This is a genomic window from Silanimonas algicola, from assembly GCF_054777375.1.
Genome location: NZ_BAAHAS010000003.1, coordinates 236,867 through 263,543, shown reverse-complemented (window position 1 = coordinate 263,543; position 26,677 = coordinate 236,867). Strand labels below are relative to the sequence as shown.

Genomic DNA, 26,677 nt, shown 5'->3' with positions numbered 1-26,677 from the left:
TCAGGCGGCGCAGCCACCCCGCTTGAGATGCACCAGCAGGAGGGAGATGGCCGCCGGTGTCATGCCCGGGATGCGCTGGGCCTGGCCGATCGTCTCCGGCCGCACGGCGCCCAGCTTGGCCACGATCTCCGCAGAGAGGCCGCTGATGCCGCGGTATTCGAAACCGGGTGGGATGGCCAGGGTCTCGTTGCGGCGCTGGCGTTCGATGTCCTCGCGCTGGCGGTCGAGGTAGCCGGCATACTTCGCCGTGATCTGCACCTGCTCGGCGACCTTGGCATCCGTGACGCCGGGGCCCAGACCTTCGACGGACACCAGCGCGGCGTAGTCGAGCTCGGGGCGCTTCAGCAGGTCCAGCGCATGGGTCTCGCGCGAGACCGGCTGGCCGGTGGCGGCTTCGAAGGCGCGGCCCAGCGCGTTGTTCGGCGCGGCCCAGAGCCCGCGAAGCCGGGCCGTCTCCGACTCGATCGCCGTGCGCTTGGTTTCGAAGGCCGCCCAGCGCGCGTCGTCCACCAGCCCGAGCGCGCGGCCGGTCGGGGTGAGGCGCAGGTCGGCGTTGTCTTCGCGCAGCTGCAGGCGGTACTCGGCGCGCGAGGTGAACATGCGGTAGGGCTCGGTGGTGCCGTGGGTGATCAGGTCGTCGACCAGTACGCCGAGGTAGGCCTCGTCGCGTCGCGGCGTCCAGGCGTCCTTCTGCTGCACGAAACGCGCGGCATTGAGGCCGGCCAGCAGGCCCTGTGCCGCCGCTTCTTCATAGCCGGTGGTGCCGTTGATCTGCCCGGCGAAGAACAGGCCGCGGATCGCCTTCGTCTCCAGCGAGACCTTGAGCCCGCGCGGGTCGAAGTAGTCGTACTCGATGGCGTAGCCCGGCCGGGTGATGTGGGCGTTCTCGAAACCCTTGATCGAGCGGACGAGCTGCAGTTGCACGTCGAAGGGCAGCGAGGTGCTGATGCCGTTGGGGTAGATCTCGAAGGTGTCGAGGCCCTCGGGCTCGATGAAGACCTGGTGCGAGGCCTTGTCGGCGAAACGCGTGACCTTGTCTTCGATGCTGGGACAGTAGCGCGGGCCTACGCCTTCGATCACGCCCGTATACATCGGGGAGCGGTCGAGGCCGCCGCGGATGGCGTCGTGCGTGGCCTCGTTGGTGTGGGTGATCCAGCAGCTCACCTGGCGCGGGTGCACGGACGCATCGTGGTCGAAGCTGAAGGTCGGGATCGGCGTGTCGCCCGGCTGTTCTTCCAGCCCGGAGAAGTCGATGCTGCGGGCGTCGATGCGCGGCGGCGTGCCGGTCTTGAGCCGCCCCGCCCCCAGCGACGCCTCGCGCAGGCGCATCGCCAAGGCGCTGGACGGCGGATCCCCGGCGCGGCCGCCGGCGTAGTTCGCCAGCCCGATGTGGATCTGCCCGGCGAGGAAGGTGCCCGCGGTCAGGACCACGGCCGGCGCATGGAACTCGAGGCCCATCTGCGTGCGCACGCCGGTGACGGCCTCACCCGCGAACCGCAGGTCGTCCACCGCCTGCTGGAACACCGACAGGTTCGGCTGCGTTTCCACCATCCGGCGGATCGCGGCCTTGTAGAGCCCGCGGTCGGCCTGCGCGCGGGTGGCGCGCACGGCCGGGCCCTTCGAGGCGTTGAGGGTGCGCCACTGGATGCCGGCGCGGTCGGCCGCACGCGCCATGGCACCGCCCAGCGCGTCGATCTCCTTGACCAAATGGCCCTTGCCGATGCCACCGATGGCCGGGTTGCAGCTCATCTGGCCGATCGTCTCGATGTTGTGCGTGAGCAGCAGCGTGCGCGCGCCGCTGCGGGCGGCCGCCAGCGCGGCTTCGGTGCCGGCGTGGCCGCCGCCGACGACGATGACATCGAAGGCGTGGAAGGACGTGGACATGGGTGCCATTGTGCCGTGGCGGGGCTGAATCGGCGTCGGCGGGGCAACCCGATGCCGACCCCATGCACCGTCGACCTACCGCGGACGCCTGACGTGCGACGGGGAGCAGTCTCGGCGGTCGCGGCGCTCCCCCGCCCTGCCGGCTCCGACAGGCAGCGGGCGCGGCATGGGGTCTGTGGCGGATTTCGAGCCCCGACGCGGTGTCGAGACGCCAGCCCCGAAGGGGTCGCGCAAGGATGCGCGATCCGGCCGAGCGACAGGATGTCGCCTTCGGCCGGACCGTCGGGTTGCTTGCGTGATCGGTTCCGGGGCGAGGCGGCCGCAGACCCCGTGACGCGGCCACTGCCCGCCGGATCCAAGGCCTCAGGTCCCCCGCGGCTTCGCGCGGTGCGTGGCGGTGGCCGTCCACGGATCGTCGGGCCACGGGTGTCGTGGGTAGCGGCCCTTCATGTCCTTCTTCACGTCCGGGTAGGCGTTGTTCCAGAAGCTCTTGAGGTCCTGCGTGATCGCCAGCGGCGCACCGCCCGGGGACAGCAGGTGCAAGGTGAGCGGCACGCGGCCGTCGGCGATGCGCGGGGTGTCGGCGAGGCCGAACAGCTCCTGGAGCTTGCAGGCCAGCACCGGGCGCTCGCCGTGCGCGTAGGTGATCGGCCGCTCGAGCCCTGAAGGCACCGTGATGCGGCGCGGCGCCAGGGCATCCAGCTTGGATTTCAGCGACCAGTCGAGGCGCGACTTCAGCGCGTCGCCGAGCGCCTCTTCCGAGAGCGCATCGAGCCGCGTCTTGCCTTGGAACGCCGGCTTCAGCCAGTCGTCGAGGGAATCGATCAGGGCCTCGTCGCTGGCGTCCGGCCAGCCGAGCTCCGGCAGCCAGTCGCGCAGGCAGCGCAGGCGCTCGAGCCACTGCTTCAGGCCTTCCGTCCACGGCAGGGCCTCGAGGCCGAGCTCGCGCACGGCGTCGGTGAGCGCCTGCGCGGCGCGCGCCGGGTCGGGGCGGCCGGCCGGCTTGCTCTCCAGCACGATGCGGTCGAAGCGGCGCTCGCGGCGGGCGACCAGCGCGCGGGCGGTCGCATCCCAGCGCACGGTGTCCTCCTCGACGAAGCGCTCGGGGAACTCGCGCTGCAGGCGGGCCTCGTCCACCGGCGCACCGCGCAGGATCAAACCGTCGCGCGCCTCGAAGCGGAGCTCGCTGGCGACGATCCACGGCTCGCCGTACAGCGCGGAATCGTCGAACACGCGCGCACTGCGGCCGTTGCTCAGGGCATAGCGGCGTGGATCGGTGGGGTGCTGCACGCCGATGCGGTCGGGAAAGGCATGCAGCAGCAAATCGCCCAGCAGATGGTTCGGCGCGTCCTTCGGCGGCAGGGCTTCGCAGCGCAGGCGGCGGCGCCATTGCTTGGCCTGCGCATCGATCGCGGCGAGCGCGGAGCGCGAGGCTTCCGGCGGAGCGCGCCCCGCGCGGAACGCCGCCAGGGCCTGCCAGCGCGCCGCGACGTCGTCGCGGCGCGGGCCCTTCAGCGGGTCGCGCGCTTCGACCAGTGCCGCGAGATCGCAGGCCAGCGCGATCTCGGTCGGATCACGGGTGCTGAGCAGCATGGCCGCGAGGCGCGGGTGCGTGCCCAAGGCCAGCACCCGCTTGCCGAAGCCGGTGATCCGGCCGTTGGCATCCAAGGCGCCGAGGCTCTTCAACAGGTCGACGCCCGCGGCCAGCGCGCCGCGCGGCGGCGCATCGACGAAGCGCAGGTCGGCCTCGCCCCACGCGGCCAATTCCAGCGCGAGGCCGGAGAGTTCCACCTGCGCGATCTCGGCGCGACGGTTGGGTTCGAGGCGCTGCGATTCCGGCCACAGCCGGTAGCACCAGCCTTCGGCCACGCGACCGGCACGGCCGGCGCGCTGGTCGGCGCTGGCCTGCGAGATCGCCACGGTGTCCAGCCGCGAGAAGCCGGAGTTCGGCTCGAAGCGCGGCTCGCGGGCGAGGCCGCTGTCGATCACCACGCGCACGCCGGGCAGGGTCACGCTCGATTCGGCCACGTTGGTGGCCAGCACCACGCGGCGCTTGCCGTCCGGGTCGGGGTTCAACGCGGCCGACTGCGCCTCCACCGGCAGCTCGCCGTGCAGGGGCAGCAGTCGGACGTCGGCGGGGATCACGGGCTCCAGCGCCCGCGTCGCGTCGGTGATCTCGCGCTGGCCCGGCACGAACACCAGCAGGTCGCCGGGATGCTGGCCGAGCGCATGTTCGACGCAGCGGCGCAGCTGCGCGGTGGCGGGCTCGTCGCGACGCGCGGGGAAGTGGCTGGTGGTGACGGGATACGCCCTGCCTTCGGCGGTGAGACGCGGGGCGTCGAGGAATCGCGCCAAGCGCTCGCCGTCGAGCGTCGCCGACATCACCACGATCCGCAGGTCGGGGCGCAGCTGGGCCTGCACGTCGAGCGCGAGCGCCAAGCCGAGGTCGGCGGCGAGGTGCCGCTCATGGAATTCGTCGAACAGGATCGCCGCGATGCCGTCGAGCGTCGGGTCGTCCTGGATCAGGCGCGTGAGGATGCCCTCCGTCACCACTTCCACCTGCGTGGCCGCCGAGACCTTGGCCTCGAAGCGGATGCGGTAGCCGACGGTGCGCCCGACCTCTTCGCCGAGCTGCTTGGCCATGAAGCCGGCGGCGGCGCGCGCGGCGACGCGGCGCGGTTCCAGCATCAGGACCTTGCCGCCCGCCCGCCACGGGGCGTCGAGCAGGGCCAGCGGCACCTGCGTGGTCTTGCCGGCGCCAGGCGGCGCTTCCAGCACGAGGCGCGAATGGTCGTCGAGCGCGTCGCGCAGCTCGGGCAGCAGGGGCGAGATGGGGAAATGCACGGCGCGCAGGGTACCCGAGCCTGTGCGCAGGGCTGCACTTCAGGATCACCGACGGCAGTTCGCCACGACGCTGTCATGCGCGGGACCTACGGTGCCGGGCCCCGATCCGCCGAGCTCCGCCATGCGCGACGCTGTCCGACACCTCCTTCCCGCGCTGCTCATCCTGGGCGTGGTGGCCTGCGGCGGCGAGGCGCCGTCGGCATCCGAAGCCACGACCACCGCCCCCGTCCCGGCACGTCCCAACGCACCGGCCGCCGCCGTCCTCGACACGGCCAGCCTTCGCGATCGCGCCGCGGCCTCGCTGGCGTCCCACCGCCTCTATGCCCCGGCCGGCGACAACGCCGTCGAAGACTATCTCGCCCTGCGCGAGCGCCACCCCGACGACCCCGCGGTGGAAACGGCCCTCTCCGACCTCGCGCCTTACGTGGTCATCGGCGCCGAGCAGGCCACGGCCGCCGAGGCTTTCCCCGAGGCGGCGCGGCTGATCGACCTGCTCGCGCGCATGGATGCCGACGCCCCGGCGGTGCCGCGCCTGCGTGACGCCCTTGGCGCGGCGCGGTCCGTTGCCCAGGCCCGCGACGCCGCGGCGCAGGCGGACGCGGAGCGCCTCGTCGCGGAAGCGCAGCGCGTGGCCGAAGGGGCCGCAGCGGCCACATCGACACCCACGGCGCTGCCCGCGGCCGCGACGGTCGCGCCCCCCCGCGCCACCGCCGTCCCGGCCAACCGGCCGGCCGACCCGCCAGCCAACCCGCCGGTCTCACGCCCCGTTGCCGGCAGCCCGGCGCCCGCACCGGCGCCGCCTCGCGCCACCGCGCCGGCACCGCGCCCCCTGGTCAACCGCGTATCGCCCCGCTTCCCCGAGGCCGCGGCGCGTCGTCGCCTCGAGGGGGAGGTGGAAGTGGCGGTCCGCATCGGCGCCGACGGACGGGTGGAAGCCGTGGACGTCGTGCGTGCCGACCCGCCGGGTGTCTTCGACCGCGAGGCCGTCCTCGCGGTCCGCCGCTGGCGCTACGCGCCGGCGGCGGAGGCCAGCGATGCGCGCGTCGTGCTGCAGTTCAAGCGCTCCTGAAACCGCCGCGGGCCCAAGCGCGCCGGCATCTTGCGGCGATGCAATGTGAAAAACCGTCGCCATCCGTGCCGAACGTCACGGCGGCGGGTTGACAGAAACCTAACGGACGCCGGAGTCTGGGCCCTCCCCTTTCCCCGGCTGGAAAACCCATCGTGTCCGCTCCGTCGATCCGCAAGCCCTCCGCCGCGCTCGCCACCGCCCTCGCGCTCGCCCTTGGCCTCACGGCCTGCTCGCCGGCGACCGACGAGGCGGCTACGGCCGCGCCGGCCGCCGCCCCGGCCGCCGCTCCGGCGGACACGGTGGACCAGGCGGCACAGGCCGCCGAGGCGGCCCAGGCCACGGCCAGCGCGCTGGCCAGCCTCAGCGAAGCCGAACTCCGCGAGAAGGGCAACACCGCCCTCCGCGAACAGCGCCTGTACGCCCCGGCGGGCGACAACGCGATGGAGTACTACCTGGCACTGCGCCAGAAATCCGCCAAGCCGGACGTGTCGGCGGAGTCCGCGCTGATCGACCTGATGCCCTATGCGCTGATCGCATCGGAGCAGGCCATCAACGAGTCCGACTTCGCCGAAGCCGAGCGCCTGCTCGAACTGATGGGCCGCACGGATCCGGAGGCCCCGTCGCTGAACCGTATCCGCGACGCGATCGCCTCCGGCCGCACCGCCGCGGCCGACCGCGAGCGCCAGGAGGCCGAACGTGCCGAACGCGAGCGGCTCGCCGCGGAGCAGCGCGCGCGCGAGGCCGCCGCCGCCGCCACCGCCGCCGTGACTCCGGCCCCGGCCGAGCCCGCACCCGCCGTCGAGGCGCCCGCCCCGGCACCGGCCCCGGCACCGGCGCCCACCGCGCCAACGCCCGCCCCGGTGGCCACGGCGCCCGTCACGCCGCCGCCGGCCGCTCCCGCGCCACGCACCGGCGGTGCGCCGCGCGCCATCAGCACCCCGCAGCCGCCCTATCCGCGTGAAGCCGCGCGCACGCGCGCTTCGGGCACGGTGACCGTGCAGTACACCATCGGCGCCGATGGCCGCGTCACCAACGTGGAGGTGCTGCGCGCCCGCCCCCGCGGCCTGTTCGACCGCACGGTCGTGCAGACGGTGTCGACTTGGCGCTTCGAGGCCACCGGCGAGACCACCACGCAGACCCGCACGTTCGACTTCAGCATGTAAGCCGGAAGCGCCACGGTCGAAAAAAAGCCCGGCGCGAGCCGGGCTTTTTCGTCATGTGGTACGCGCCGGTCAGGCCGAGATCGCCAGCTGTTCGCGGTGGTACAGCCGTGCTGCAACGAGCCACAGCAGTGCGCCGAGGCCGAAACCCGCCCCGAGGTAGGTCGCCCACTGCGCCGCGCCGATCGCCTCCTGGCGCAGCACCATCAGGATCAGCTGGTTCTGGGCGAGGAAGGGCGTGGCGAACATCCACAGGGCGTTCTTCACCGGGTTCACCATCAGGATGATGGTCGGCAGGATCGGCAAGAACATCAGGAAGGCCATGTAGCTCTGCGCCTCCTTCAGGGTCTTCACCGAGGCCGAGATCAGCGTCAGCAGCGTCGTGCCGATCAGCACCATCGGCAGCAGGATCAGCAGCAGCTTGGCGACGGCGAGCATCGAGACATCGACGCCCTTGAAGGGGCCGCTGTCGACGAAGCCGAAGCTCAGCTTGAAGCTCAGCAGCGTGAGCAGCAGGCCGATCATGCCGAACACGCAGGCCGCCGCGATCTTGCCGCTCATGATCGCGCCGCGTCCGGCCGGGGTGGCGAGCAGCGGCTCGAGGGACTGCCGCTCGCGCTCGCCGGCCGTGGCGTCCATCACCAGGTAAGCACCGCCGAGGAAGGCCGACAGGATCAGCACGTAGGGCAGGAAGGCCAGGAGCATGCCGCGCTTGGCTTCCGGCGTGGCGAGGTCGCGGTAGGTGACGCTGACCGCGGTGCCGAGCGAGGGATCGACGCCGCGCGCGATGAGGCGGATGGCGCCGGCCTGCCGCGAGTAGGCCTGCAGCGCGCGCTCCACGCGGCGCACGGGGATCTGCGAGTCCTGGCGCGAGCTGTCGTGCAGGATCTCGACGGTCGCCGCCCGGCTGGCACGCCAGTCGTCGGCGAAATCCGGGGCGATGCGAAGGATCACGTCCTTCTCCTGGGAGAGGATCAGCGCATCCGGGTCCGCCGGCGGCGCTTCCGCGGTGATGTTCTGCGTGGCGAGGAAGGCGACAAGGTTCGGCGCGATGTCGGCACCGATCACCGGCAGCTTCAGTTCCGACTCGAGCTGGGTCTTGGCGCGGTTCTCGGCCAGGGCGCCCATGCCGAGGATGAGGATCGGGAACACGAACGGCATGAGCAGCAGGCCGTTGATGACGATCTTGCGGTCGCGGAAGATTTCGGCGAGCTCCTTGAGCATCACCGTGATCAGGGTCTTCATGCCTGCAGGCCCTCCTCGGAGCCGATGGCCTTGACGAAGGCGTCTTCGAGATTGGATTCGCCGGTCTGCGCGCGCAGCTCGTCGGGCGAACCCTGCGCGGTGACGCGGCCCTTGGCGATGACCACGATGTGGTCACACAGCGCACCGACCTCCTGCATGATGTGGCTGGAGAGGATCACGCAGCGCCCCTCCCCTTTCAGCCGCAGCAGGAACTCGCGCAGGCCGCGCGTCGTCATCACGTCGAGCCCGTTGGTCGGCTCGTCGAGGATGACGTTCTTCGGGTCGTGCACCAGGGCGCGTGCGATCGCGGTCTTGGTGCGCTGGCCCTGCGAGAAGCCTTCGGTACGTCGATCGATGAAGTCGCCCATCTGCAGGGCTTCGACGAGTCGATCGGTGTTCCTGCGGATCGCCGCGTCGTCCATGCCGTGCAGGCGGCCGAAGTAGGTGATGTTCTCGCGTGCGGTCAGGCGCTTGTAGACGCCACGCGCGTCCGGCAGCACGCCGAGCGAACGGCGCACCGCTTCGGCCTCGGCGTAGGCGTCGCGGCCGTCCACGCGGACGCTGCCGCGGTCGGGCTTCATCAGCGTGTAGAGCATGCGCAGCGTGGTGGTCTTGCCGGCGCCGTTGGGGCCGAGCAGGCCGGTGATGGCGCCGTCGCGGGCGGTGAAGCCGACGCCCGAGACGGCGCTGACCAGCCCGGTCTTGGTCTTGAACTGCTTGTGCAGGTCGGTGAGTTCGATCATGGCAGTGTCCTCAGGGCTCCCAGCCGTGCAGGCCGGTGCCGGGGGGAAGCGGGGCGAGGCGGTCGAGGCAGGCGGCATCGAGCCCCTTCGCGTCGGCGGTCTCGATGAATTGCGCGAACAGCTTCGGCATGCAGCCTTCATTGATCGGCGTGTGGCCCTGGCCTTTCAGCACGAGGTGGCGCGCGTTCGGCAGCTGGGCGATGGCGCGCTCGCCGTAGCGCGGCGGCGTGACCGGATCGAACTCGCCGCTGATCGCGAGGACCGGCAGGTCGCCGGTCAGCGGGGCGCGGAAGTCGGCCGGGCGCTGGCCACGCGGCCACACGGCGCACTGGGCCTTCAGCCAGCCGACGAACTGGGAACCCATCACCGTCGCGTCGTCGGCGGGGTCGACGGCCATCTCGTCGGCGTCCTCGGCGCACATCACCGAGAGCTGCATGCCGTGCATGATCGAGTCGCCGATGCTGCCCATCAGGAAGCGCGACTGCGCCAGCAGCGGCGCGTAGTCGCCGTCGGCGGCCTGCTTCAGCACCACGGGCAGCAGGGTCGCGGTGAGTGGCGAGTAGCTGTACAGGCGCAGCGCGATGCCGAGATGCCCCAGCGTCGGCACCTCCTCGCGGCGTTCACCGGTGGTCGGGTCGCGGTAGGCCACCGGCGCGAGGCCCGGCTGCGACAGGGCCTCGCGCACGGCCGCCAGCGACGCCCGCGCATCCGGCAGCGTCCTGGCGCAGGCCGCGTCGGCGGCGCAGCGCGCGAACTGCACGTCGAGCGCAGCGTCGAGGTTCTTGGCGTGCTCGCTGCCGAGCACGAGGTCCATCGGTGCGACGCTGTCGATCACCACGGCGCGGGTGTGCTGCGGGAAGGTCTTGGCGTACTGCTGCGCCACGCGGGTGCCGTAGCTGCCGCCGTAGAGGTTGATGCGCTCGGCACCGATGGCCTGGCGCACGGCGTCGAGATCGGCCACGGCGTCGGTGGTGGTGTAGTGGCGCACGTCCGAGGTCTTCGAGAGTTCGGCGAGGCAGGCTTCGGCGAAACGCGCCGCGGCGTCGGCATCGTCGTCCGACGGATCGCCGAAGGCGTTGTTGCCCTCGGCGTCGCGGCAGGCCAGCGGGTTCGAATCGCCGGTGCCGCGTTGGTCGACGAGGATGACGTGACGCGTGCGCATCACGTCGCGGAAGCCCGCAGCGACCGAGGGGAAGGACTCCCGCGCCCCCTGCCCTGGACCACCGGCGAGCATGAAGATCGGGTCGGGCTCAGCCTCGGCGTCGGTCGGCACCCAGGCGATGGCGAGCTCGATCTGGCGGCCGTCCGGCTCGGCGCGGTTCTCGGGCACGGACAAGGTGGTGCATTGCGCCTCCACCGCGGCGGCCGCGCCACTGCCGTTGAGCGTGCAAGGCTCGAAGTCGAGACCGCCAAGCGAGCGGGCCGCGGCGGGTTGGCTGGTGGCCAGCAGCCCGAGCAGCACGGCGGTGGCCAAGGGGGTTCGGATCACGCGGGTTCTCCTGGGGTTGGGGGCGGAGGAAACGGGGTCATGCCGCGGCGGCAATGCGGTGGGCGAGGCGTTCGAGGCGCTCGCCGACCACGGTGCGGGTCCCGGCGTCGTGGATGCGCGGCAGGGCGGCGAGGGCGTCGGCATGGCCCTGGCGTGCAGCCTCGACGTCGCCGTCGGCCAGCGCGATCTCGGCGTCCAGCCAGGCTTCATGGCAGCCCATGTCGAGCAGGCTGCCGACCATGCGCTCACGCCATTCGCGCAGGGTCGCGATGTCCTTCCGCACGAGCAGGCAATGCACGGCGAGCATCACCGCCAGGCCCGGACGCAGCGCCGGCGTCGCCGTCGGCCACGCGGCGTGCAGGTACGAAGCGGCGGCCTCGGCCTGCGGCACGTGGCCTGCGTCGAGGGCGCGGCTCAGCCGCATCGAGGCGATGGCGATGTCGAGGCCCGGCTCGCCGAACTCGCCGAAGGGCGCGTCCTCGCGGGGCAGCAACTCGGCCGGCCAGTCGCGCGGTCGCACGCCCTCCACGCTCGCTTGCACGGCTTGCTGCAGCGCAATCGAGGCGAAGGCGAGGCCCGGCTGGCGCCACAGCGACCACAGGCCGGCGCCGTCGCTGAGCCAGCCTTGGCTGCGGAAAGGGATGAGGTTCACCACGGCCAGGAACAGGCCGGTGGCGACCAGCGCCACCAGCAGGCCGTGCAGGACGCCGGACGGCGCGAGCGGGAGCGCCCAAAGCGCCGCACCGGCGACCAGCGCGTTGGCGACGACGCCACCCAGGAGGTAGGCGGCCTGCGTGCCCCGCGACGGCGGATGCTCGGGCGAGGGCAGCAGGAGCGCGAAGCCGCTGATGCCCGAAAGACCGCCCCCCCAGCGGACGCGCCATCCCTCGCCGCTGCGCTCGAGGCGGAGCGGCCCCACGCCGAAGGCCAGCGGACGCAGTCCCCCCGCGATGCCGGCGAACGCATGGCCGGCTTCGTGCAGCAGCACCTGCAGCCAGAAGGCCAGCAGCAGCAGCGACCAGCCGATCAACCACCGGGCGCCGCCGGCCTCCTCCGGAAACAGCGCGCGCCACTCGATGCCCAGCGCATCGGCGGCTTCGATGCCCGCGAGCGCCGCCGCAGCGCCGATCGCCGCACCGCCAAGGGCTCCAAGCACCACGCGGGTTGCCGACGTGGGCTTGGCCGGCGCATCCGGCAATGGCGACAGGTCGATCGGGAGGGGCGAGGAGGCGGGGGCGTCCATGGCTCAGGGGGCGTCGTCGAACAGGGATTCGATGGGCTCGCCGAACAGGCGGGCCAGCTTGAAGGCAAGCGGCAGGCTGGGGTCGTACTTGCCGGTCTCGATGGCGTTGACGGTCTGGCGCGAGACGGCGAGACGCTCGGCGAGTTCCGCCTGCGACCACCCCATGGCTTCGCGACGTTCGCGGATCAGGTTACGCATCAGCCGTGCCGCCAGCGGCCGACGACCTTGCCCAGCGTGTAGGCCAGCATCACCGCCGGCAGCATCCCGTAGGCGATCAGGGTGCCGTCGAGCACCACGAGCTTGAACAGACCGAGCAGGCCGAGGGCGAAGTACGCCATGCCGACCAGAAGCACGCCGATGGCGATGCCGTAGACCTCGATCAACTTCTCCCACTCGTCGCAATCGCGGAAGAAGTCGATGTAGACCTTCATCACCCAGGCCATGGGCAGCACCGGGAGCAGGGCGAGGGTGGCCAGCACGGCGAACGGCCACTCGTCGCGGTATTCGCGCACCAGCAGGGAGCTGCCGGCCATCACCGCGAGGAAGGCCAGCGTCGGTGCGACGCTGCGGCGGTAATAGCGCTTCTCGTTCGGCGTGAAGCGCACCATGTCGATGAAGGGGTTCATCCGCCATAGCTCCGATGCACGACGGCCTTCGCGATGCCGTAGGTGCCGAACAGCGTCGGCAGTACGAGGATGGCGACGAGGCCGCCCTTCAGACCGAACACGCCGGCATTGGCGAGGAATCCGGCGACCAGGAAACCGATGCCGGTCGACAGGGCGGCGAAGGCGACGGACTGCAGCTCGATCTGGCGCTGCATCTCGTCGGCCTCGCGGATGTAGCGGGCGAAGGCCCAGACCAGGACCAGCAGGGGAAGGACCGGCAGCAGCCCCAGCAGGGCGCGGAGCGCCAAGGCGTCGGCCGCGACCGTGCGCAGGGCGAACAGACTCGTGACCAGCAGCGAAACGTAGGCCGACATCGAGACCACCAGCCAGCGCAGGTAGCGCCGGATGGGCGGGGTCAGGCGATCGTCGTCATGAGCGGGGGGTGGGAAGGGCACGGCCAGGCTCCGGGGTGTCAAGGACGCTTGACACCATCCTCGGGCGCGCGCCGCCCGATGTCAAGCATCCTTGACACCCGGCCGCGGCAACCACCGCGGCTACTTGCCGGAGACGTACTTTTCGCGACGGATCTGCGGCATCGGCAGGCCCGCGGCCTTCAGCGCCTCGAAGGCGGCGTCGACCATGTTCGGGTTGCCGCACAGGTAGGCGATGTCGCCGTCGGCCTGCGGTTCGAGGGCAGCGATCTGCTCGGTGACATAGCCGCGGCGCGCGTCGGGGCCGGCGGCCTCGTTGAATTCGCGCGAGTAGCAAGGGATGAAGCGGAACTGCGACGGGTGCTTCGACGCCATGGCGCGGAAGTCGTCGGCGTAGATCAGTTCGGCCTCGCTGCGGGCACCGAACAGCACCACCACCTCACAGCCGCGCTCCACGATGGCCTTCTCCAGGAGCGGCAGCATCGAGCGGTAGGGCGTCACGCCGGTGCCCGTGGCGATCAGCAGGTAGCGGCGGTTGGCGTCGTTCGGCAGCAGGCAGAAGCGCCCGAACGGGCCGCTGGCGGTGATCTCGTCGCCCTCCTTCAGGCCTTCGAACAGCGCGGTCGCGGTGCCACCCGGGACGAACGACGCCGCGATATCGACGGCCTCGCCCGGCCCCATCGCGTGGTCGTGGATGGTGGCCAGCGAGTAGCTGCGCTTGGTCGGCTCGCCGTCGCGCCCGACCAGGTGGATCTGGATGAACTGGCCGGGGATGTAGTCGAGCGCCTGCCCGTCGGCGCGCTGGAAGCTGAGGTGGGCGACGGCCGGGGCCAGCATGCGCTTGGCCACGAGCTTCATGGGGAATTGGGGAATCAAGGCGAGGCTCCAGAGGACGGCGGATTATCGCCCGGCCCGGCGTGGGCAGGGCGTGGCGGCATCACCACGCGGCGTGCACGCGGCGCGACGAACTCTGGGCCCACCTGCCCGTTCGATCCTGCCATGGCCCCGACCGCCGCACCGAACCCCGACGCCCTCGCCCTGCAGCGCCTCTACCACTGGGAGCGGCAGTCGCCGGCCAAGCGCGTGTTCGTGCAGCCCTACGGGCCCGGCGACGTGCGGACCTGGACCTGGGGCGAGGCGCTGGTCGAGACGCGGCGCATGGCCGCCCACCTGCGCGCCCTCGACCTGCCGCCCGGCTCGCGCATCGCGCTGATCTCGAAGAACTGCGCGCACTGGCTGATGGCCGACTGGGCGATCTGGATGGCCGGCCACGTGTCGGTGCCGCTGTACCCCACGCTCACCGGCACCTCGGTGCGCGAGCTGCTGGCCCACAGCGGGGCCTCGCTGCTGTTCGTCGGCAAGCTCGACGACTGGGCCTCGATCGAACCCGGCATTCCCGACGGGCTGCCCTGCATCGCCTTCCCGCTGGCCCCCGAAGGCGCGAAGGCGCGCTTCCCCGGCTGGGACGCCGCCTGCGCCGCGCAAGGCCCGCTCGCCGGCACGCCCACGCGTGCCGCCGACGAGCTCGCCACGATCATCTACACCTCGGGCACCACCGGCATGGCCAAGGGCGTGATGCACGCCTTCGGCAACTTCGCCGCCGCCACCGCCGCGGTGCTGGCCCGCGTGCCCTTCCACCCCGGCGACCGCCTGCTCTCCTACCTGCCGCTGTCGCACATCGTCGAGCGCACCTTCCTCGAACACACGCTGCTCGCCACCGGCTACGAGGTGTTCTTCGCCGAGAGTCTCGACACCTTCATCGCCGACCTGCAGCGCGCGCGCCCCACCCGCTTCGCCTCGGTGCCGCGGCTGTACCTGAAGTTCCAGCAGGGCGTGCTGGCCAAGGTGCCGGCGGCGAAGCTGGATCGCCTGCTGAAGCTGCCCGTCGTCGGCTGGGTGGTGAAGCGCAAGGTGCTGAAGGGCCTCGGCCTCGACCAGTGCGTCTACGCGGGCGGCGGTGCGGCGCCGATGCCGCCGGCGATGCTCGCCTGGTACAAGCGCCTCGGCCTCGAGATCCTCGAAGCCTATGGCATGACGGAAAACTGCGGCGTCACCCACACCAACGTGCAGGGCCACCAGCAGATCGGCACCGTCGGCCCGCCCTACCCCGGCGCCGAGGTGCGGCTCGACCCGCACACGCAGGAAGTGCAGGTGCGCTGCGCCTGGAACATGCAGGGCTACTACCGCGACGAGGCCGCGACGAAAGCCGCCTTCACCGACGACGGCTTCCTGAAGACCGGCGACAAGGGCGCCATCGCCCCCGACGGCACGCTGAAGATCACCGGGCGCGTCAAGGACGCCTTCAAGACCAGCAAGGCGAAGTACGTCGAGCCCGGCCCCATTGAAGAAAAACTCTCGGCGCTGCCGCTGTTCGAAGCCTGCTGCGTGGCCGGCGCCAGCCTGCCGCAGCCGGTGGGCCTGGTGATGCTGGGTGAAGCGGCGCGCGCCAAGGCCGCGACGGCGGCGGGCCGGGCCGACATCGAAGCGGCGCTGGCCGCACACCTCGCCGCGGTGAACGCCACGCTCGACACCTACCTGCACCTCGACGCCCTGATCGTCGTCGGCGAGGAATGGACGGTCGATAACGGCCTGATCACTCCGACGATGAAGGTGAAGCGCGCCGGCATCGATGCCACGTACGGCCCGCACTTCGAACGTTGGCTGGCGGGCGGCAAGAAGGTCGTGTGGGCCGAGCGCGTGGTGGCTTAGGCGCCGAAAGCCGCGCAGGCGGCCTGGCGCCGGCGGTGCGCTCGGCAAGAAGCGGAGTGCGACGCCGCACGGGCGCGTCCACAATGCCGCCATGCCCGATCCCTCCGCCACACGCCGTGCCTGCGACGACGACGCCCTGATCGCCGTGGCACGCGCCATCGCGGCCCGTGCCGACGACGCCCGGCCGCTCGCGGATCTCGCGGCGGGATTCGGCCTCTCGGCCTCGGCTTTCCAACGCCGCTTCACCGCGCTGGTCGGGCTCTCGCCCAAGGGGCTGCAGGACGCCGCGCGACTGGGGCGTCTGAAGGCCGCGCTGAAGGCGGGCTCGCCGGTCACCGAGGCCATCCTCGAGGCCGGGTTCGGATCGACCAGCCGCGTCTACGGCGAAGCGCAGCGCGACCTCGGCATGACGCTCTCCGCCTACCGCAGCGGTGCCGCCGGCGAAGTCATCCATTGGGCGGCGCGCGAGACGCGTCTCGGGTGGCTGGCGATGGCCGCGACCGCGCGCGGCGTCTGCTTCGCGCAGTTCGGCGACCGAGCGGACGCGCTGCGGGCCGAACTCGCTCGGGAGTTCCCGAAGGCCACGCTGATCGCCAGCGGGGCGCACGCATCGCTCGACGCCTGGACCCACGCCCTCGACGCGCACCTCTCCCGCGCCGCGCCGGCCCCGACACTGCCGCTCGACCTCCGCGGCACGGCGTTCCAGATGCGGGTCTGGCGCTTCCTGCAGGGCATCCCGCTGGGCGAGACGCGCGCCTATGCCCACGTGGCCCGGGCCATCGGTGCCCCGAAGGCCACCCGCGCCGTCGGCACCGCCTGCGGGGCCAACCGGGTCGCGGTGCTGGTGCCCTGCCACCGCGTCCTGCGCGGCGACGGGGCACTCGGCGGCTATCGCTGGGGGGTGGAACGCAAACGCGCGCTGCTGGAGGCGGAGTCGGCCGCCGGCCGGTAAGCGCTCCCGCCACCGTTCCGTCGCGCTGAACGCTGCATCCCTTGCGTGGCGTGCCGGATGGGGCGGCGGTACGAGGTCGGCGACCTATACTCCACGCCTTGCACTCCCGCCCGCCGCCTGAAGGCCCATGGCCGCCGTCCCCGCGCTCTGCGTCACCGATCTCCGCAAGACCTACGACAACAGGACGGAAGCCCTGAAGGGCGTTTCGCTCAGCGTGCAGCCCGGCGACTTCTTCGCCCTGCTCGGCCCCAACGGCGCCGGCAAGAGCACGCTCATCGGCATCGTCAGCTCGCTGGTGAACGCCAGCTCGGGCGCGGTGTCGATCTTCGGTGTCGACCGCTTCGCCCACCGCGAAGAGGCGATGCGACTCCTCGGCCTCGTGCCGCAGGAGATCAACTTCAACATGTTCGAGAAGCCCTTCGACATCCTCGTGAACTACGCCGGCTTCTACGGCGTGCCGCGGGAGGAGGCCGAGCGCCGCGCCGAGGCGCAGCTGAAGCTCGCGCAGCTGTGGGAGAAGGCGCAGGTGATGAGCCGCACGCTCTCCGGCGGCATGAAGCGCCGCCTGATGATCGCCCGCGCGATGATGACGAACCCGAAGCTGCTGATCCTCGACGAACCGACGGCAGGCGTGGACATCGAGATCCGACGGGGCATGTGGAAGCTGCTTCGCGAGATCAACGTCAAAGGCACCACGATCATCCTCACCACGCACTACCTCGAGGAGGCGGAGAACCTCTGCCGCAACCTCGCCATCATCGACAAGGGCCGCATCGTCGAGCAGGGGCCGATGCGCGACTTGCTGGCCAAGCTCGACGTCGAGGGCTTCGTGTTCGACATCGAAGGCGCGCTGCCGGCCGCGCTGCCGGCGATCGAGGGCGTCAAGCTGCACGCCGAGAACCCCCAGACGCTGAAGCTCGAGATGCCGCGCGAGATGGACCTGAACCGCGTCTTCGCGGCCTTCGCCGCGGCCGGCATCACGGTGCGCTCGATGCGCAACGAGGTGAACCGGCTCGAGGAGCTCTTCGTCCGCCTGACCAACAAGGACGCCGCATGAGCGCCCCGGAGACCACCGCCCCGATGACCGCGACCGCCGGCAATCCGAACTGGACCGCCTTCCGCACGATCATCCGCCGCGAGGTCGCGCGGATCGTCCGCATCTGGGGCCAGACCCTGGTGCCGCCGGCGATCACGATGACGCTGTACTTCCTGATCTTCGGCAAGCTGATCGGCAGCAAGATCGGCGACATGGGCGGCTTCAGCTACATGGATTTCATCGTGCCGGGCCTGGTGATGATGTCGGTGATCCAGAACGCCTACGGCAACATCAGCTCCAGCTTCTTCGGCGCCAAGTTCGGCCGCCACATCGAGGAGCTGCTGGTCGCGCCGCTGCCGAACTGGGTGATCCTCGGCGGCTACGTCGGCGGCGCGGTGCTGCGCGGCTTCATGGTCGGCGCCATCGTGCTGGCGGTGGCGATGCTGTTCACCAAGGTGCGCGTGCACGACTGGCTGGTGACGCTGAGCACCGTGCTGCTGGGTGCGGTGATCTTCTCGCTCGCCGGCTTCGTCAACGCCGTCTACGCGAAGAAGTTCGACGACATCGCGATCATCCCGACCTTCATCCTCACGCCGCTCACCTACCTCGGCGGCGTGTTCTACTCGGTGAAGCTGCTGCCGGCCTGGGCCGAGGCGGCCACCCACGCCAACCCGATCTTCTACATGGTCAACGCCTTCCGCTACGGCCTGCTCGGTACCGGCGCCACCGACGTGCCGCTGTGGAGCGCCTATGCGGTGATGCTCGGCTTCGTCGTCGCACTGGCATGGCTGGGCCTTTGGCTGCTGCAGCGCGGTGTGGGCCTGCGGAGCTGAGCGGACCGCCGGCGGCCACGCGTCACGCCTTTTGACCGCGGGCGCCTGCACGCAGCGCCCCGCCGGTCTAGACTGCGCGCATCCGACGAGGACCCGCGGGAGCGGCATGGATTCGGCCTCGGCAGCGCGAGTGCGGCGACGCCACCACGTGCAGGTGCACGGGGACGGCCCCACGCTGGTCTACGCCCACGGCTTCGGTTGCAGCCAGGGCATGTGGGACGGCCTGACGCCCTTCTTCTCGGGCAGCCATCGGCAGGTGCTCTTCGACCACGCCGGGGCGGGCCGCGCGGACCCGCTGGCCTTCGACCCCCAGCGGCACGCCACGCTCGAGGGCTACACCGAGGACCTGATCGAGATCGTCCGCGCGGTGGCGCCTCCCGAAGGCGTGGTGCTGGTCGCCCACTCGGTCAGCTGCAGCATCGGCCTGGTCGCGGCACGCCGCGAGCCGGCGCTGTTCCGGAACCTGGTCCTGATCGGCCCGAACCCCTGCTTCGTCAACCATCCGCCGGACTACGTCGGTGGCTTCGAGCGCCGCGACCTCGCCGGCCTGCTCGAGCTGATGGAGCAGAACGACCTCGGCTGGTCGTCGACGCTGGCGCCCCTGGTCGCGGGCGAAGGCGGCGGCACCGTCGCCCGGCGACTGGAAGCCAGCTTCTGCTCGACCGACCCGGCGGCCGCGCGGGTCTTCGCGGCCGCCACCTTCTACGCCGACAACCGTGCCGACGTGCCGCACGTGAGCACGCGGGCGCTGATCCTGCAGCACCGCCACGACGCCCTCGCACCGCTCGCCGTCGGCCGCTGGTTGCAAGCACACCTCCCCGACGCCCGGCTGGAGGTTCTCGATGTCGCCGGGCACTGCGCGCACATGAGCCATCCCGCCCTCGTGGCCGACGCCATGCGCCGGCACCTCGGTGGCTGACACCGGGCCAAGCGGCCTGTGGTCGGCCCTGCCTGGCGTGGTGGCCGAGACCGATGCGTTCGGCCGCCTCGTCGGGCTGCACGGCGAATGGGTCCCACGGCTGCCTCCCGAGGCGGGTGTTCTCGACGACATCGCCAGGCTGTTTACGCGGCCCACGGCCATCTTCCTCGAAACGCACCTGTGGCCCTTGCTACGCCACGAGGGACACTTCGACGAGTGCCACGTGCGGCTGCAGTTGGCCGACGGCGACGCGTTGCCCTGCTTCGCCAGCGCCCGATGGTTCGGAGAGGGCGAGGATCGGCGGGTCGCCTGGCTGTTCTTCCCCGCCGTCCAGCGCGCCCGCTTCGAGGCGGCGCTGGTGGGCGCCCGTGCCGAAGCCCAGCAGCAGGCCCGCATGCTGGACCGACTGGCCCACACGGATCCGCTCACCGGCCTCGCCAACCGTCGTGCGCTCGACGCCGCGTTCGCCGCGCAGGGCGATCGCGGCGGGGCCTTGCTGGTCATCGATGTCGATCACTTCAAGGCCATCAACGACCGCTGGGGGCATCACGCGGGCGACGCCGTGCTGGCCGAACTGGGCATCGCCCTCCGCCAGTGCGTGCGACGCAGCGACTGCGCGGTGCGCATGGGGGGCGAGGAGTTCGCGCTGTGGCTCCCGCAGGCCGATCGCGAGGTCGCGGCACGCGTGGCGGAATCGGTACACGAGCGTGTCGGGGCGATCCGCTTGCCCGAAGGCGCGGGCGCCGTGACGGTGAGCGTGGGCATCGCCTGCAGCCCGGAGGGCGAACGGGCGCATCCGCTGGAGCTGATCCAACGCGCGGACGATGCCCTGTATCGCGCCAAGTCCACGGGCCGCAACCGGACCCACTGGTGGGGGCCGCCGGGTTGAGGCTCAGCGCTCGCGCCAATCCTCGCCGGGCATGATCCGCCGCAGGTAGGCGTCGAACATCGGCACGGTGAAGGCGGTATCGCCGTGGTTCGGGCTCCACACCATGCCTTTGTTGATCAACTGGGCGCGGATCGGCCCCATCGCCGTGACCTTGCGGCCGAGCGCGTCGGCGACGTCGCCGGAACGGTGCGGGCCGGGCCCGAGCTCGGCCATGGCGCGCAGGTAGCGCTTCTCGGCCAGCGTCAGGCGGTCGAAGCGCACGCGGAAGAAGCTCTCGTCCAAGGTGGCCAACGCCTCGCGTGCGGCGCGCTCCACGTCGGCGACGGTGATCGGCGAGGCTTTCGCCACGTCCCACGCATGCTTGCCCCACTCCTGCAGGAAGTACGGGTAGCCCTCGGTGGCGGCGATGATCGCTTCGGTCGCGGCGGGCTCGAAGCGCACGCCCAGCGCGGCGGCGGGCACTTCCAGCGCGTCCCGCGCGGCGGTCGCGTCGAGCGGACCGATGAAGGGAAACGCGAACAGCCGTTCCGCGTAGGACTTCGCGCGTCCCATCTGCCCCGGGAGGGCAGGCAGGCCCGCGCCCACGAGCACCACCGGCACCTGCTGCTGCGCGCAGCGGTGCAGGGCCGTCACCAGCGATGCGAGCTGTTCCTCGGGCACGTACTGCATTTCATCGATGAACAGCACGAGCGCGGTCTCGCCGGCCTGCGCGGCGCGCCCCGTCGCTTCCAACAGGGCCTGCAGGTCGTGCTCGAGGTCGCCGTTGTCGGCGAGGCCGGGCTCCGGGTCGAGGTCGATGCCGACTTCGAGGTCGTCGTACTTCAGCTTCAGCGACGTCGCGAACCCGGCCAGCGCGCGGAGGCCGCGGGCGGCCAGGTCCTTCGCCTTCTCGCGGCGCGAGAGCTTCAGCAGGGCGAGGCGCAGCTGCGGGGCGAGCATGGCCGGCAGCGAGCGGCCCTCCGGCGCTTCGATGCGGACGGTCTCCATCCCGGCCGCCTCGGCATCCTGGCGCATGCGATCGAGCAGCACGGTCTTGCCCACGCCGCGAAGGCCGACCAGCAGCACGCTCTTGGCCTGTCGGCCGATGCGAATGCGCTGGGTGGCGATGCGCACCTGCTCGATCAGGGCGTCGCGGCCGGCCAGCTCGGGCGGCGGCGCGCCGGCACCGGGGGCGTAAGGGTTGCTGATCGGGTCCATGGCCTGACTTATAGGCCAATCTTTGCTGATTTACAAAGTAAACATAAACCAACAAAACAACGCCAATCCGGCCGCTCAGTCGTCCTTGTAGGTCGCCGCGATCCGTTCGAACTCGACCTGGCGCAGCAGGAACGCGTCCACCACATCGGGGTCGAAATGGCTGCCTCGTCCTTCGACGATGAGCCCCGCGGCCACGGCGTGCGGCATCGGGGCCTTGTAGACCCGCTTCGAGATCAGCGCGTCATAGACGTCGGCCAGGGCCATCAGCCGCGCCGACACCGGGATCGCGTCACCGGCCAGCCCCTGCGGGTAACCGCTGCCGTCCCACTTCTCGTGGTGGCCGTAGGCGATTTCCTTGGCGTAACGGAGGAACTCCACGCGGATGCCCAGGGCATGCTCGGCGCGCTCGATGGCCTCGCGTCCGACGGCGGCGTGCGTCTTCATGATCTCCCACTCGCTGGCATCGAGGCGCCCCGGCTTGAGCAGGATGTGGTCGGGAATGCCCACCTTGCCGATGTCGTGCAGGGGCGCGGACTTGAACAGCAGATCGATGGCCTCGGGCGTCAACGCGGCGGAGAATCGCGGATGCCCCGCCAGAGACTCGGCCAACACGCGGACGTAGTGCTGCGTGCGGCGGATGTGGTGCCCCGTTTCGTTGTCGCGGGTCTCGGCCAGCGAGGCCATCACCTGGATGGTGACGTCCTGGATCGTGGAGATCTCGCGCGTTCGCCGCGTGACTTCGCATTCGAGGAACTCGGCCTTGTCGCGCAGGAAGTCGGCCGAGGCCTTGAGCCGCAGGTGGGTCTTCACCCGCGCTTCGAGGATGGGTGGGCTGATCGGCTTGGTGACGTAATCCACGGCACCCACCTGCAGGCCGTGGCGCTCGTCCTCCACGCTGCTCAACGCGGTCAGGAAGATCACCGGGATGCCTGCGGTGGCCGGATCCGCCTGCAGCCGCTCGCAGACTTCGAAGCCGTCCATGTCCGGCATCATCACGTCGAGCAGGATGAGGTCGGGCCGCACCGCCCCGGCGGCGAGGCGCAGGGCATCCGGCCCGTTGGTGGCCACGCGGATCCGGTAATCGCCGCGCAGCAGCTCGACGATCAGGGCCAGGTTCTCCGGCGCGTCGTCGACGGCGAGGAGCAGGGGACGCAGGTCGTCGTTGGTCATGGGGCGGTGGCCTCGAGGGCGGGACGGAGCAGCGCGAGCGCCGCGGCGAAATCGAAGCGTTCGATCGCGGCCTGCACGGCCGCGTGCTGGTCGGGCAGCCGCCGGAGGAATGCCTGGCCGTGCGTCTTCCAGACCTGCAGTGCGTCGGCATCGGCGGCCTCGAGGTGGTCGACGAGACGGCGCAGTGCCTCGCCGACCCCATCGCTGCCGGACGACGCGGGCGGCGCCGGAACCTCGCGCACCGCCGGCAGGTGCGCGATGCCCTCCAGCACTTCGCCGAGCGCCTCCGCGAAGGCCGCCCGCTCGACCGCTGCATCGGCCGCCGGCGACGCCAGCGCCTCCTCCAGCGCGGCCGCCGCCTCGGCCGCCCGGCGCGCGCCGATGAGCGCGCACAGGCCCTTCACCGTATGCGCGAGGCGATGCGCGGCTTCGCGATCGCCCCGGGCCAAGGCGGCATCGATGCGCACGGGATCCTCGGCATGCTCGTTGCGGAAACGCACGAGGCTCTCGAGGAAGGGGGCGAGGCCGCCGACGCGGCGCGACGCGCCCTCGGCCACGTCGATGCCGGGCACGTCGGGCAAGGCCGTGCCACTCGCGGAGCTCCGCTCGGTCGCGTTGTCGGCGGAAGGTCGCTCTGCGACGCGACGGGGGAGCCATCGCGAGAGCACGGCGCCGAGGCGCTCGGGATCGATGGGCTTGGCGACGAAGTCGTTCATCCCCACGTCGAAGCAGCGCCGGCGATCCGTGTCCATCGCATTGGCCGTCATCGCCACCACCGGCAGCGCCGCGTGACGCGGCTGCATGCGGATGCGGCGCGTCGCCTCAAGCCCATCCATCACCGGCATCTGCATGTCCATGAAGACCAGGTCGGGCACCGCCTCGTCGAGGCGGCGCAGGGCTTCAGCCCCATCGCCCGCCACGGTCACGACCACACCGAACAGGCCCAGCAGCTCGACGGCCACATCTTGGTTCAGCGGGTTGTCCTCGACCAGCAGGACACGCGCCCCATCGAAGCGCGGCAACGCCGCGGCGCCATCGGCCTCCACCGCGGGGCTGGGCACCCGTCCAGCGCCGGGCATCAGCAGGCGCGACAAGCTGTCGAAGAGCACCGACGATCCCACCGGCTTCACCAGCACGTCCTCGAAGCCGGCCTGCTGCGCCTCGCGGAAGACTTCCTCGCGGCCGTAGGCGGTGACGATGAGGAGATGCGGCGACGGGTCGAGGCCGAGCGCCTTGATCGCTTCGCCGGTCGCCACGCCGTCCATCCCCGCCATCCGCCAGTCGATCAGCACCACGTCGAAGCCCTGACCGGCCGCCGCCGCGGCGCGCACGCGTTCGACGGCCTCGACGCCCGAGGCCGCGACTTCGGGGACGAAGGTCATAGACTGCAGCTGCTCGGCGAGCATCGAGCGGGCCGACTCGCTGTCATCGACCACCAACACCCGCCGGCCGCGCAGGTCAGGGAGGGGGACGCGAACGGTGGGCACCCCGGCCTGCACGCCGACCTCGGCGGTGAACCAGAAACAGCTGCCCTTGCCGGGCTCGCTGGTGACGCCGACCTCGCCGCCCATCAACTCGGCCAGGCGCTTGGAGATGGCGAGGCCGAGGCCGCTGCCGCCATAGCGACGCGTGGTCGAGGTGTCGGCCTGGTGGAAGCTCTGGAACAAGCTGACGCGCACCGACTCGGGGATGCCGATGCCGGTATCGATCACGTCGAAGCGGAGGCGCCGTCGATGCAGCCCATCGCCTTCCACCACGGAAACGCGCACCTCGATCTCGCCACGCTCGGTGAACTTCACCGCATTGCTGAGGTAGTTGATCAGCACCTGGCCGATGCGCAAGGGATCGCCGACGAAGGTCGGGACCGGGCCGGGCGGGAGGTGCACCAGCAGCTCGAGGCCCTTCTCGGCGGCGCGCTGCGCCACGACGCCGACGGCCGACTCGACGACGCGCTCCAGATCGAAGCCCGTTTCCTCGACGGCCATCTTCCCCGCCTCGATCTTGGAGAAGTCGAGGATGTCGTTGATCAGGCCCAGGAGGTGGCGTCCCGAGGCTTGCAGCTTCGCCACGTACTCGCGCTGCTTCGGCTCCAACGCCGTCCGGCCCAGCAGATGCGTCATGCCGATGATCGAATTCATCGGCGTGCGGATCTCGTGGCTCATGTTGGCCAGGAAATCCGACTTCAGCCGCGCGGCGTCCTCCGCCATCTGCTTGGCGCGGACGAGGCCGCGCTCGGCCAGCTTGCGCTCGCTGATGTCGAGCAGGAAGCCGAGAACGCCCGACTCGCCGTCATACTCGAACGGCACGAGGGTCATCTGCGATTCGGTGGGCTCGCCGCTCGCGCCCACGGTTTCCAGCTCCATGTTCTCGACGATGCCGGCATCACCGAGCCGGGCGATGAGCGCGTCGCGATCGGCCGGACGCCGGTAGAGCCGCTGCGCCCGGTCGCCCTCGCGCAAGCCATACATCGTCTCGAACGCCGGATTGGTGTAGCGGAGGACACCTTCCGACGAGAAAGCGATGCCCACCGGGCTGCTTTCCAGGATGAGCTGCAACCGCCCACGCTCGCGGCGCAGCGCCTCTTCGCGGCGTTGCCGCTCGGTGACGTCGCGGAGCACGGCGCAGACCATGGCCTCGCGGCCGCCGATCGACGGCAGGGAGGCGAGCCCGGCCTCCACCGGCAGCAACGTCCCGTCCTTGCGCTGCCCGCGCAGCGCCGCACCCGCAAGCCCCATGGGGCGCGAGGCCGACGCCTCGGCGAATCCCCTGCGCAAGCCGACATGGGCCGGCCGGATCGCCTCGGGCACCAGGACCTCGACCGGCTGGCCGAGCAACTCACCGCGCGCGTAGCCGAACATCTCGTCGAGCTTCGCATTGGTCATGCGGATGACGCCCTGGTGGTCAGCGACGAGGATGCCGTCCGGCGCATTCGCGAGGATCGCGCCGTACCAGCGCTCGGTCTGCTCGGCCAAGGCCCGGCCTTGGGCCAAGGCGTCGCGCTGGCGAATGGCCTGCCAACGCAGTCCCAGCATCGGCGCCAACTCACGCAATAGCGCCAACAGATCGTCCGCGGGGGGCTCGACCAAGGCCAACTCGATCGCCCCCAGGAGTTGCCCCTCGGCGTCCCGCAGCGGCAAGACGAGCAGCGCCGAGGGCGAGGCCTCGCCGAGCGACGAGGCCAAGCGGAAGTATCCCGCCGGCAGGGCGGTGATCAGCGCGGGCTCCATGCCGGCCAAGGCCGGCCCCAGCAGAGCGACCGGTGCCGCGGCATCCGGCACCACCCCATGCGCGGCCAGAAGCGTCATCTCCGCCGTCTCGGTGTCGATGCGATGCACCGCACCGGCCGGGGCCTCGCACAGCCTGGCCAGCTCCGCGACGAGGACGCGGGCGAAACCCTCGTGGTCGTCCTCGGCTTGCAGCGCCGACAGGAGCGCCGTGGCCCGCCCCTTCAACAGGCGGTCGCGCTCCACCGCGATGCGGGCCAGCCGGCTCTGTTCCAGCAGGCGCGCCAACTGGCCCACCTCGTTGTCGAGATGCTGCCAACCGAACGCACCGTGCCGCGCCCCCACCGCGCAGCCCTCCGCTTCGGACGCGAGCGCGGTCAATGGGCGGGTGATCTGGCGCCGGACGTAGAACTGCAGCAGGGCCACGAGGCCACCCATGCAGAGCAACACCGCGATCAGCGCGACGCCGTCCTTGAGATCGCCGCCACGGGCGTAATCCTCGATCTGAGCGTCGAGGCTGGCGCGCATGGCCACGCTCGCGCGCCCCATCGTGTCGACGAAATCGAGGCGCAACTGCTCATGCCGCGCGCTCAGCAGCACCGCCCGCGTCCCGCCACCGGCCGAAGGACGCAGCGCGGCGCGCTCGTACGCGCGCAGCTGCTTCCATGAATCCAAGGCGTTCTGGAGCGGCGCGATCACGGTCGCACTGGCGCCCGCGGCCTCCAGCGACTGCAGCTTGGCCTCGACCCGGCGGGTGGCCTCGCCCAGCGCCTCGAGCTCGGCCCGGACGTCATCCACCTGTCCGGGCGATAGCGCCGCGCGGCTGGCCGCGTAGGAGTGGTGGGCCGCGAGGTCACGCAGACCATCGACGAATTCCTCGGACAGGCCCTGCTGCCGCGCCAGCCGACGTTCGGCCTCGGAACCGGTGCCGTGGAGCAGCAGCGCACCGATGGCCACGCCGCAGAGCGTGACCACCATCGTTAGGGAAACGCGGCTGATGGATGCGATGCGCATGCGGGCCCTCCTGTCCGCGTC

General features: G+C 71.3%; 20 protein-coding genes and 1 pseudogene. 8 read left to right on the top strand and 13 right to left on the bottom strand.

Going from position 1 to position 26,677, the window contains the following annotated elements:
• Entirely contained in the window at window positions 1–1,884 is a 1,884-nt protein-coding gene (mnmG, locus tag ACYVAK_RS11385) for a tRNA uridine-5-carboxymethylaminomethyl(34) synthesis enzyme MnmG (RefSeq protein ID WP_461061039.1), read from the bottom strand.
• A 363-nt stretch (window positions 1,885–2,247) separates the two neighbouring features.
• A complete protein-coding gene (hrpB, locus tag ACYVAK_RS11380; RefSeq protein ID WP_461062136.1) occupies window positions 2,248–4,737 on the bottom strand; it encodes an ATP-dependent helicase HrpB in 2,490 nt (829 codons plus the stop codon).
• A gap of 112 nt (window positions 4,738–4,849) precedes the next feature.
• Between hrpB and ACYVAK_RS11375 the strand changes: the two genes are divergently transcribed.
• Window positions 4,850–5,797 carry an energy transducer TonB gene (locus ACYVAK_RS11375; RefSeq protein WP_461061037.1) on the top strand — a complete coding sequence of 316 codons (948 nt, stop codon included), beginning with the start codon at window positions 4,850–4,852 and terminating at the stop codon, window positions 5,795–5,797.
• A 152-nt stretch (window positions 5,798–5,949) separates the two neighbouring features.
• Complete coding sequence (locus ACYVAK_RS11370) at window positions 5,950–6,960, top strand: TonB family protein (protein ID WP_461061035.1); 1,011 nt, start codon at window positions 5,950–5,952, stop codon at window positions 6,958–6,960.
• 69 nt (window positions 6,961–7,029) lie between these two features.
• Here ACYVAK_RS11370 and ACYVAK_RS11365 read toward each other — a convergent pair whose 3' ends face one another.
• The 8 genes from ACYVAK_RS11365 to ACYVAK_RS11330 form a co-directional block, all read right to left on the bottom strand.
• Entirely contained in the window at window positions 7,030–8,202 is a 1,173-nt protein-coding gene (locus tag ACYVAK_RS11365; RefSeq protein WP_461061033.1) for an ABC transporter permease, read from the bottom strand.
• Complete coding sequence (locus tag ACYVAK_RS11360; protein ID WP_461061031.1) at window positions 8,199–8,945, bottom strand: ABC transporter ATP-binding protein; 747 nt, start codon at window positions 8,943–8,945, stop codon at window positions 8,199–8,201. Before ACYVAK_RS11360 ends, ACYVAK_RS11365 begins: the two co-directional genes overlap by 4 nt.
• 10 nt (window positions 8,946–8,955) lie before the next feature.
• Window positions 8,956–10,434 carry an alpha/beta hydrolase gene (locus ACYVAK_RS11355; RefSeq protein WP_461061029.1) on the bottom strand — a complete coding sequence of 493 codons (1,479 nt, stop codon included), beginning with the start codon at window positions 10,432–10,434 and terminating at the stop codon, window positions 8,956–8,958.
• A gap of 37 nt (window positions 10,435–10,471) precedes the next feature.
• Complete coding sequence (locus tag ACYVAK_RS11350) at window positions 10,472–11,677, bottom strand: M50 family metallopeptidase (RefSeq protein WP_461061027.1); 1,206 nt, start codon at window positions 11,675–11,677, stop codon at window positions 10,472–10,474.
• Window positions 11,678–11,680: 3 nt separating this feature from the next.
• Entirely contained in the window at window positions 11,681–11,875 is a 195-nt protein-coding gene (locus tag ACYVAK_RS11345) for a helix-turn-helix transcriptional regulator (protein WP_461061025.1), read from the bottom strand.
• A complete protein-coding gene (locus tag ACYVAK_RS11340; protein ID WP_461061023.1) occupies window positions 11,875–12,303 on the bottom strand; it encodes a hypothetical protein in 429 nt (142 codons plus the stop codon). Before ACYVAK_RS11340 ends, ACYVAK_RS11345 begins: the two co-directional genes overlap by 1 nt.
• Window positions 12,300–12,737, bottom strand: a complete 438-nt coding sequence (locus ACYVAK_RS11335; RefSeq protein WP_461061021.1) for a hypothetical protein — start codon at window positions 12,735–12,737, stop codon at window positions 12,300–12,302. The genes ACYVAK_RS11340 and ACYVAK_RS11335 overlap by 4 nt, the downstream gene beginning before the upstream one ends.
• Window positions 12,738–12,836: 99 nt before the next feature.
• A complete protein-coding gene (locus ACYVAK_RS11330) occupies window positions 12,837–13,571 on the bottom strand; it encodes a ferredoxin--NADP reductase (protein ID WP_461062134.1) in 735 nt (244 codons plus the stop codon).
• 141 nt (window positions 13,572–13,712) lie between these two features.
• Between ACYVAK_RS11330 and ACYVAK_RS11325 the strand changes: the two genes are divergently transcribed.
• The 6 genes and pseudogenes from ACYVAK_RS11325 (at window position 13,713) to ACYVAK_RS11300 (ending at window position 20,051) form a co-directional block, all read left to right on the top strand.
• Window positions 13,713–15,422: an AMP-binding protein gene (locus tag ACYVAK_RS11325; protein ID WP_461061019.1), complete on the top strand. Its 1,710-nt coding sequence runs from the start codon at window positions 13,713–13,715 to the stop codon at window positions 15,420–15,422.
• A gap of 91 nt (window positions 15,423–15,513) precedes the next feature.
• Entirely contained in the window at window positions 15,514–16,374 is an 861-nt protein-coding gene (locus tag ACYVAK_RS11320) for a methylated-DNA--[protein]-cysteine S-methyltransferase (protein ID WP_461061017.1), read from the top strand.
• A 127-nt stretch (window positions 16,375–16,501) separates the two neighbouring features.
• Window positions 16,502–17,478 (top strand): annotated as a pseudogene (locus ACYVAK_RS11315) (ABC transporter ATP-binding protein); the annotation flags it as partial.
• Window positions 17,455–18,243 (top strand): ABC transporter permease, encoded by a 789-nt coding sequence (locus ACYVAK_RS11310; protein ID WP_461062132.1) that lies wholly within the window; start codon window positions 17,455–17,457, stop codon window positions 18,241–18,243. The pseudogene ACYVAK_RS11315 and the gene ACYVAK_RS11310, both read left to right, overlap by 24 nt.
• Window positions 18,244–18,373: 130 nt before the next feature.
• On the top strand, window positions 18,374–19,162 hold the full coding sequence (locus ACYVAK_RS11305; protein ID WP_461061015.1) for an alpha/beta fold hydrolase: 789 nt from the start codon (window positions 18,374–18,376) through the stop codon (window positions 19,160–19,162).
• On the top strand, window positions 19,155–20,051 hold the full coding sequence (locus ACYVAK_RS11300) for a GGDEF domain-containing protein (protein WP_461061013.1): 897 nt from the start codon (window positions 19,155–19,157) through the stop codon (window positions 20,049–20,051). Before ACYVAK_RS11305 ends, ACYVAK_RS11300 begins: the two co-directional genes overlap by 8 nt.
• Before the next feature lie 3 nt (window positions 20,052–20,054).
• On the opposite strand, the gene ACYVAK_RS11295 is transcribed toward ACYVAK_RS11300, so the two are convergent.
• From ACYVAK_RS11295 to ACYVAK_RS11285, 3 genes are all read right to left on the bottom strand, one after another.
• Entirely contained in the window at window positions 20,055–21,248 is a 1,194-nt protein-coding gene (locus ACYVAK_RS11295) for an ATP-binding protein (RefSeq protein WP_461061011.1), read from the bottom strand.
• Window positions 21,249–21,323: 75 nt separating this feature from the next.
• Complete coding sequence (locus ACYVAK_RS11290) at window positions 21,324–22,418, bottom strand: response regulator (protein WP_461061009.1); 1,095 nt, start codon at window positions 22,416–22,418, stop codon at window positions 21,324–21,326.
• Window positions 22,415–26,656, bottom strand: a complete 4,242-nt coding sequence (locus ACYVAK_RS11285) for a response regulator (protein ID WP_461061007.1) — start codon at window positions 26,654–26,656, stop codon at window positions 22,415–22,417. Before ACYVAK_RS11285 ends, ACYVAK_RS11290 begins: the two co-directional genes overlap by 4 nt.
• Window positions 26,657–26,677 lie beyond the last annotated feature (21 nt).

Excerpts from the sequence above, each read along its gene's own strand:
- ACYVAK_RS11360 (WP_461061031.1), bottom strand. The coding sequence starts at position 8,945 with ATGATCGAACTCACCGACCTGCACAAGCAGTTCAAGACCAAGACCGGG.
- ACYVAK_RS11365 (WP_461061033.1), bottom strand. The coding sequence starts at position 8,202 with ATGAAGACCCTGATCACGGTGATGCTCAAGGAGCTCGCCGAAATCTTC.
- ACYVAK_RS11340 (WP_461061023.1), bottom strand. The coding sequence starts at position 12,303 with ATGAACCCCTTCATCGACATGGTGCGCTTCACGCCGAACGAGAAGCGC.
- ACYVAK_RS11375 (WP_461061037.1), top strand. The coding sequence starts at position 4,850 with ATGCGCGACGCTGTCCGACACCTCCTTCCCGCGCTGCTCATCCTGGGC.
- ACYVAK_RS11330 (WP_461062134.1), bottom strand. The coding sequence starts at position 13,571 with ATGAAGCTCGTGGCCAAGCGCATGCTGGCCCCGGCCGTCGCCCACCTC.
- ACYVAK_RS11290 (WP_461061009.1), bottom strand. The coding sequence starts at position 22,418 with ATGACCAACGACGACCTGCGTCCCCTGCTCCTCGCCGTCGACGACGCG.
- ACYVAK_RS11325 (WP_461061019.1), top strand. The coding sequence starts at position 13,713 with ATGGCCCCGACCGCCGCACCGAACCCCGACGCCCTCGCCCTGCAGCGC.
- ACYVAK_RS11295 (WP_461061011.1), bottom strand. The coding sequence starts at position 21,248 with ATGGACCCGATCAGCAACCCTTACGCCCCCGGTGCCGGCGCGCCGCCG.
- ACYVAK_RS11310 (WP_461062132.1), top strand. The coding sequence starts at position 17,455 with ATGACCGCGACCGCCGGCAATCCGAACTGGACCGCCTTCCGCACGATC.
- ACYVAK_RS11350 (WP_461061027.1), bottom strand. The coding sequence starts at position 11,677 with ATGGACGCCCCCGCCTCCTCGCCCCTCCCGATCGACCTGTCGCCATTG.
- ACYVAK_RS11285 (WP_461061007.1), bottom strand. The coding sequence starts at position 26,656 with ATGCGCATCGCATCCATCAGCCGCGTTTCCCTAACGATGGTGGTCACG.
- ACYVAK_RS11320 (WP_461061017.1), top strand. The coding sequence starts at position 15,514 with ATGCCCGATCCCTCCGCCACACGCCGTGCCTGCGACGACGACGCCCTG.
- ACYVAK_RS11345 (WP_461061025.1), bottom strand. The coding sequence starts at position 11,875 with ATGCGTAACCTGATCCGCGAACGTCGCGAAGCCATGGGGTGGTCGCAG.
- mnmG (WP_461061039.1), bottom strand. The coding sequence starts at position 1,884 with ATGTCCACGTCCTTCCACGCCTTCGATGTCATCGTCGTCGGCGGCGGC.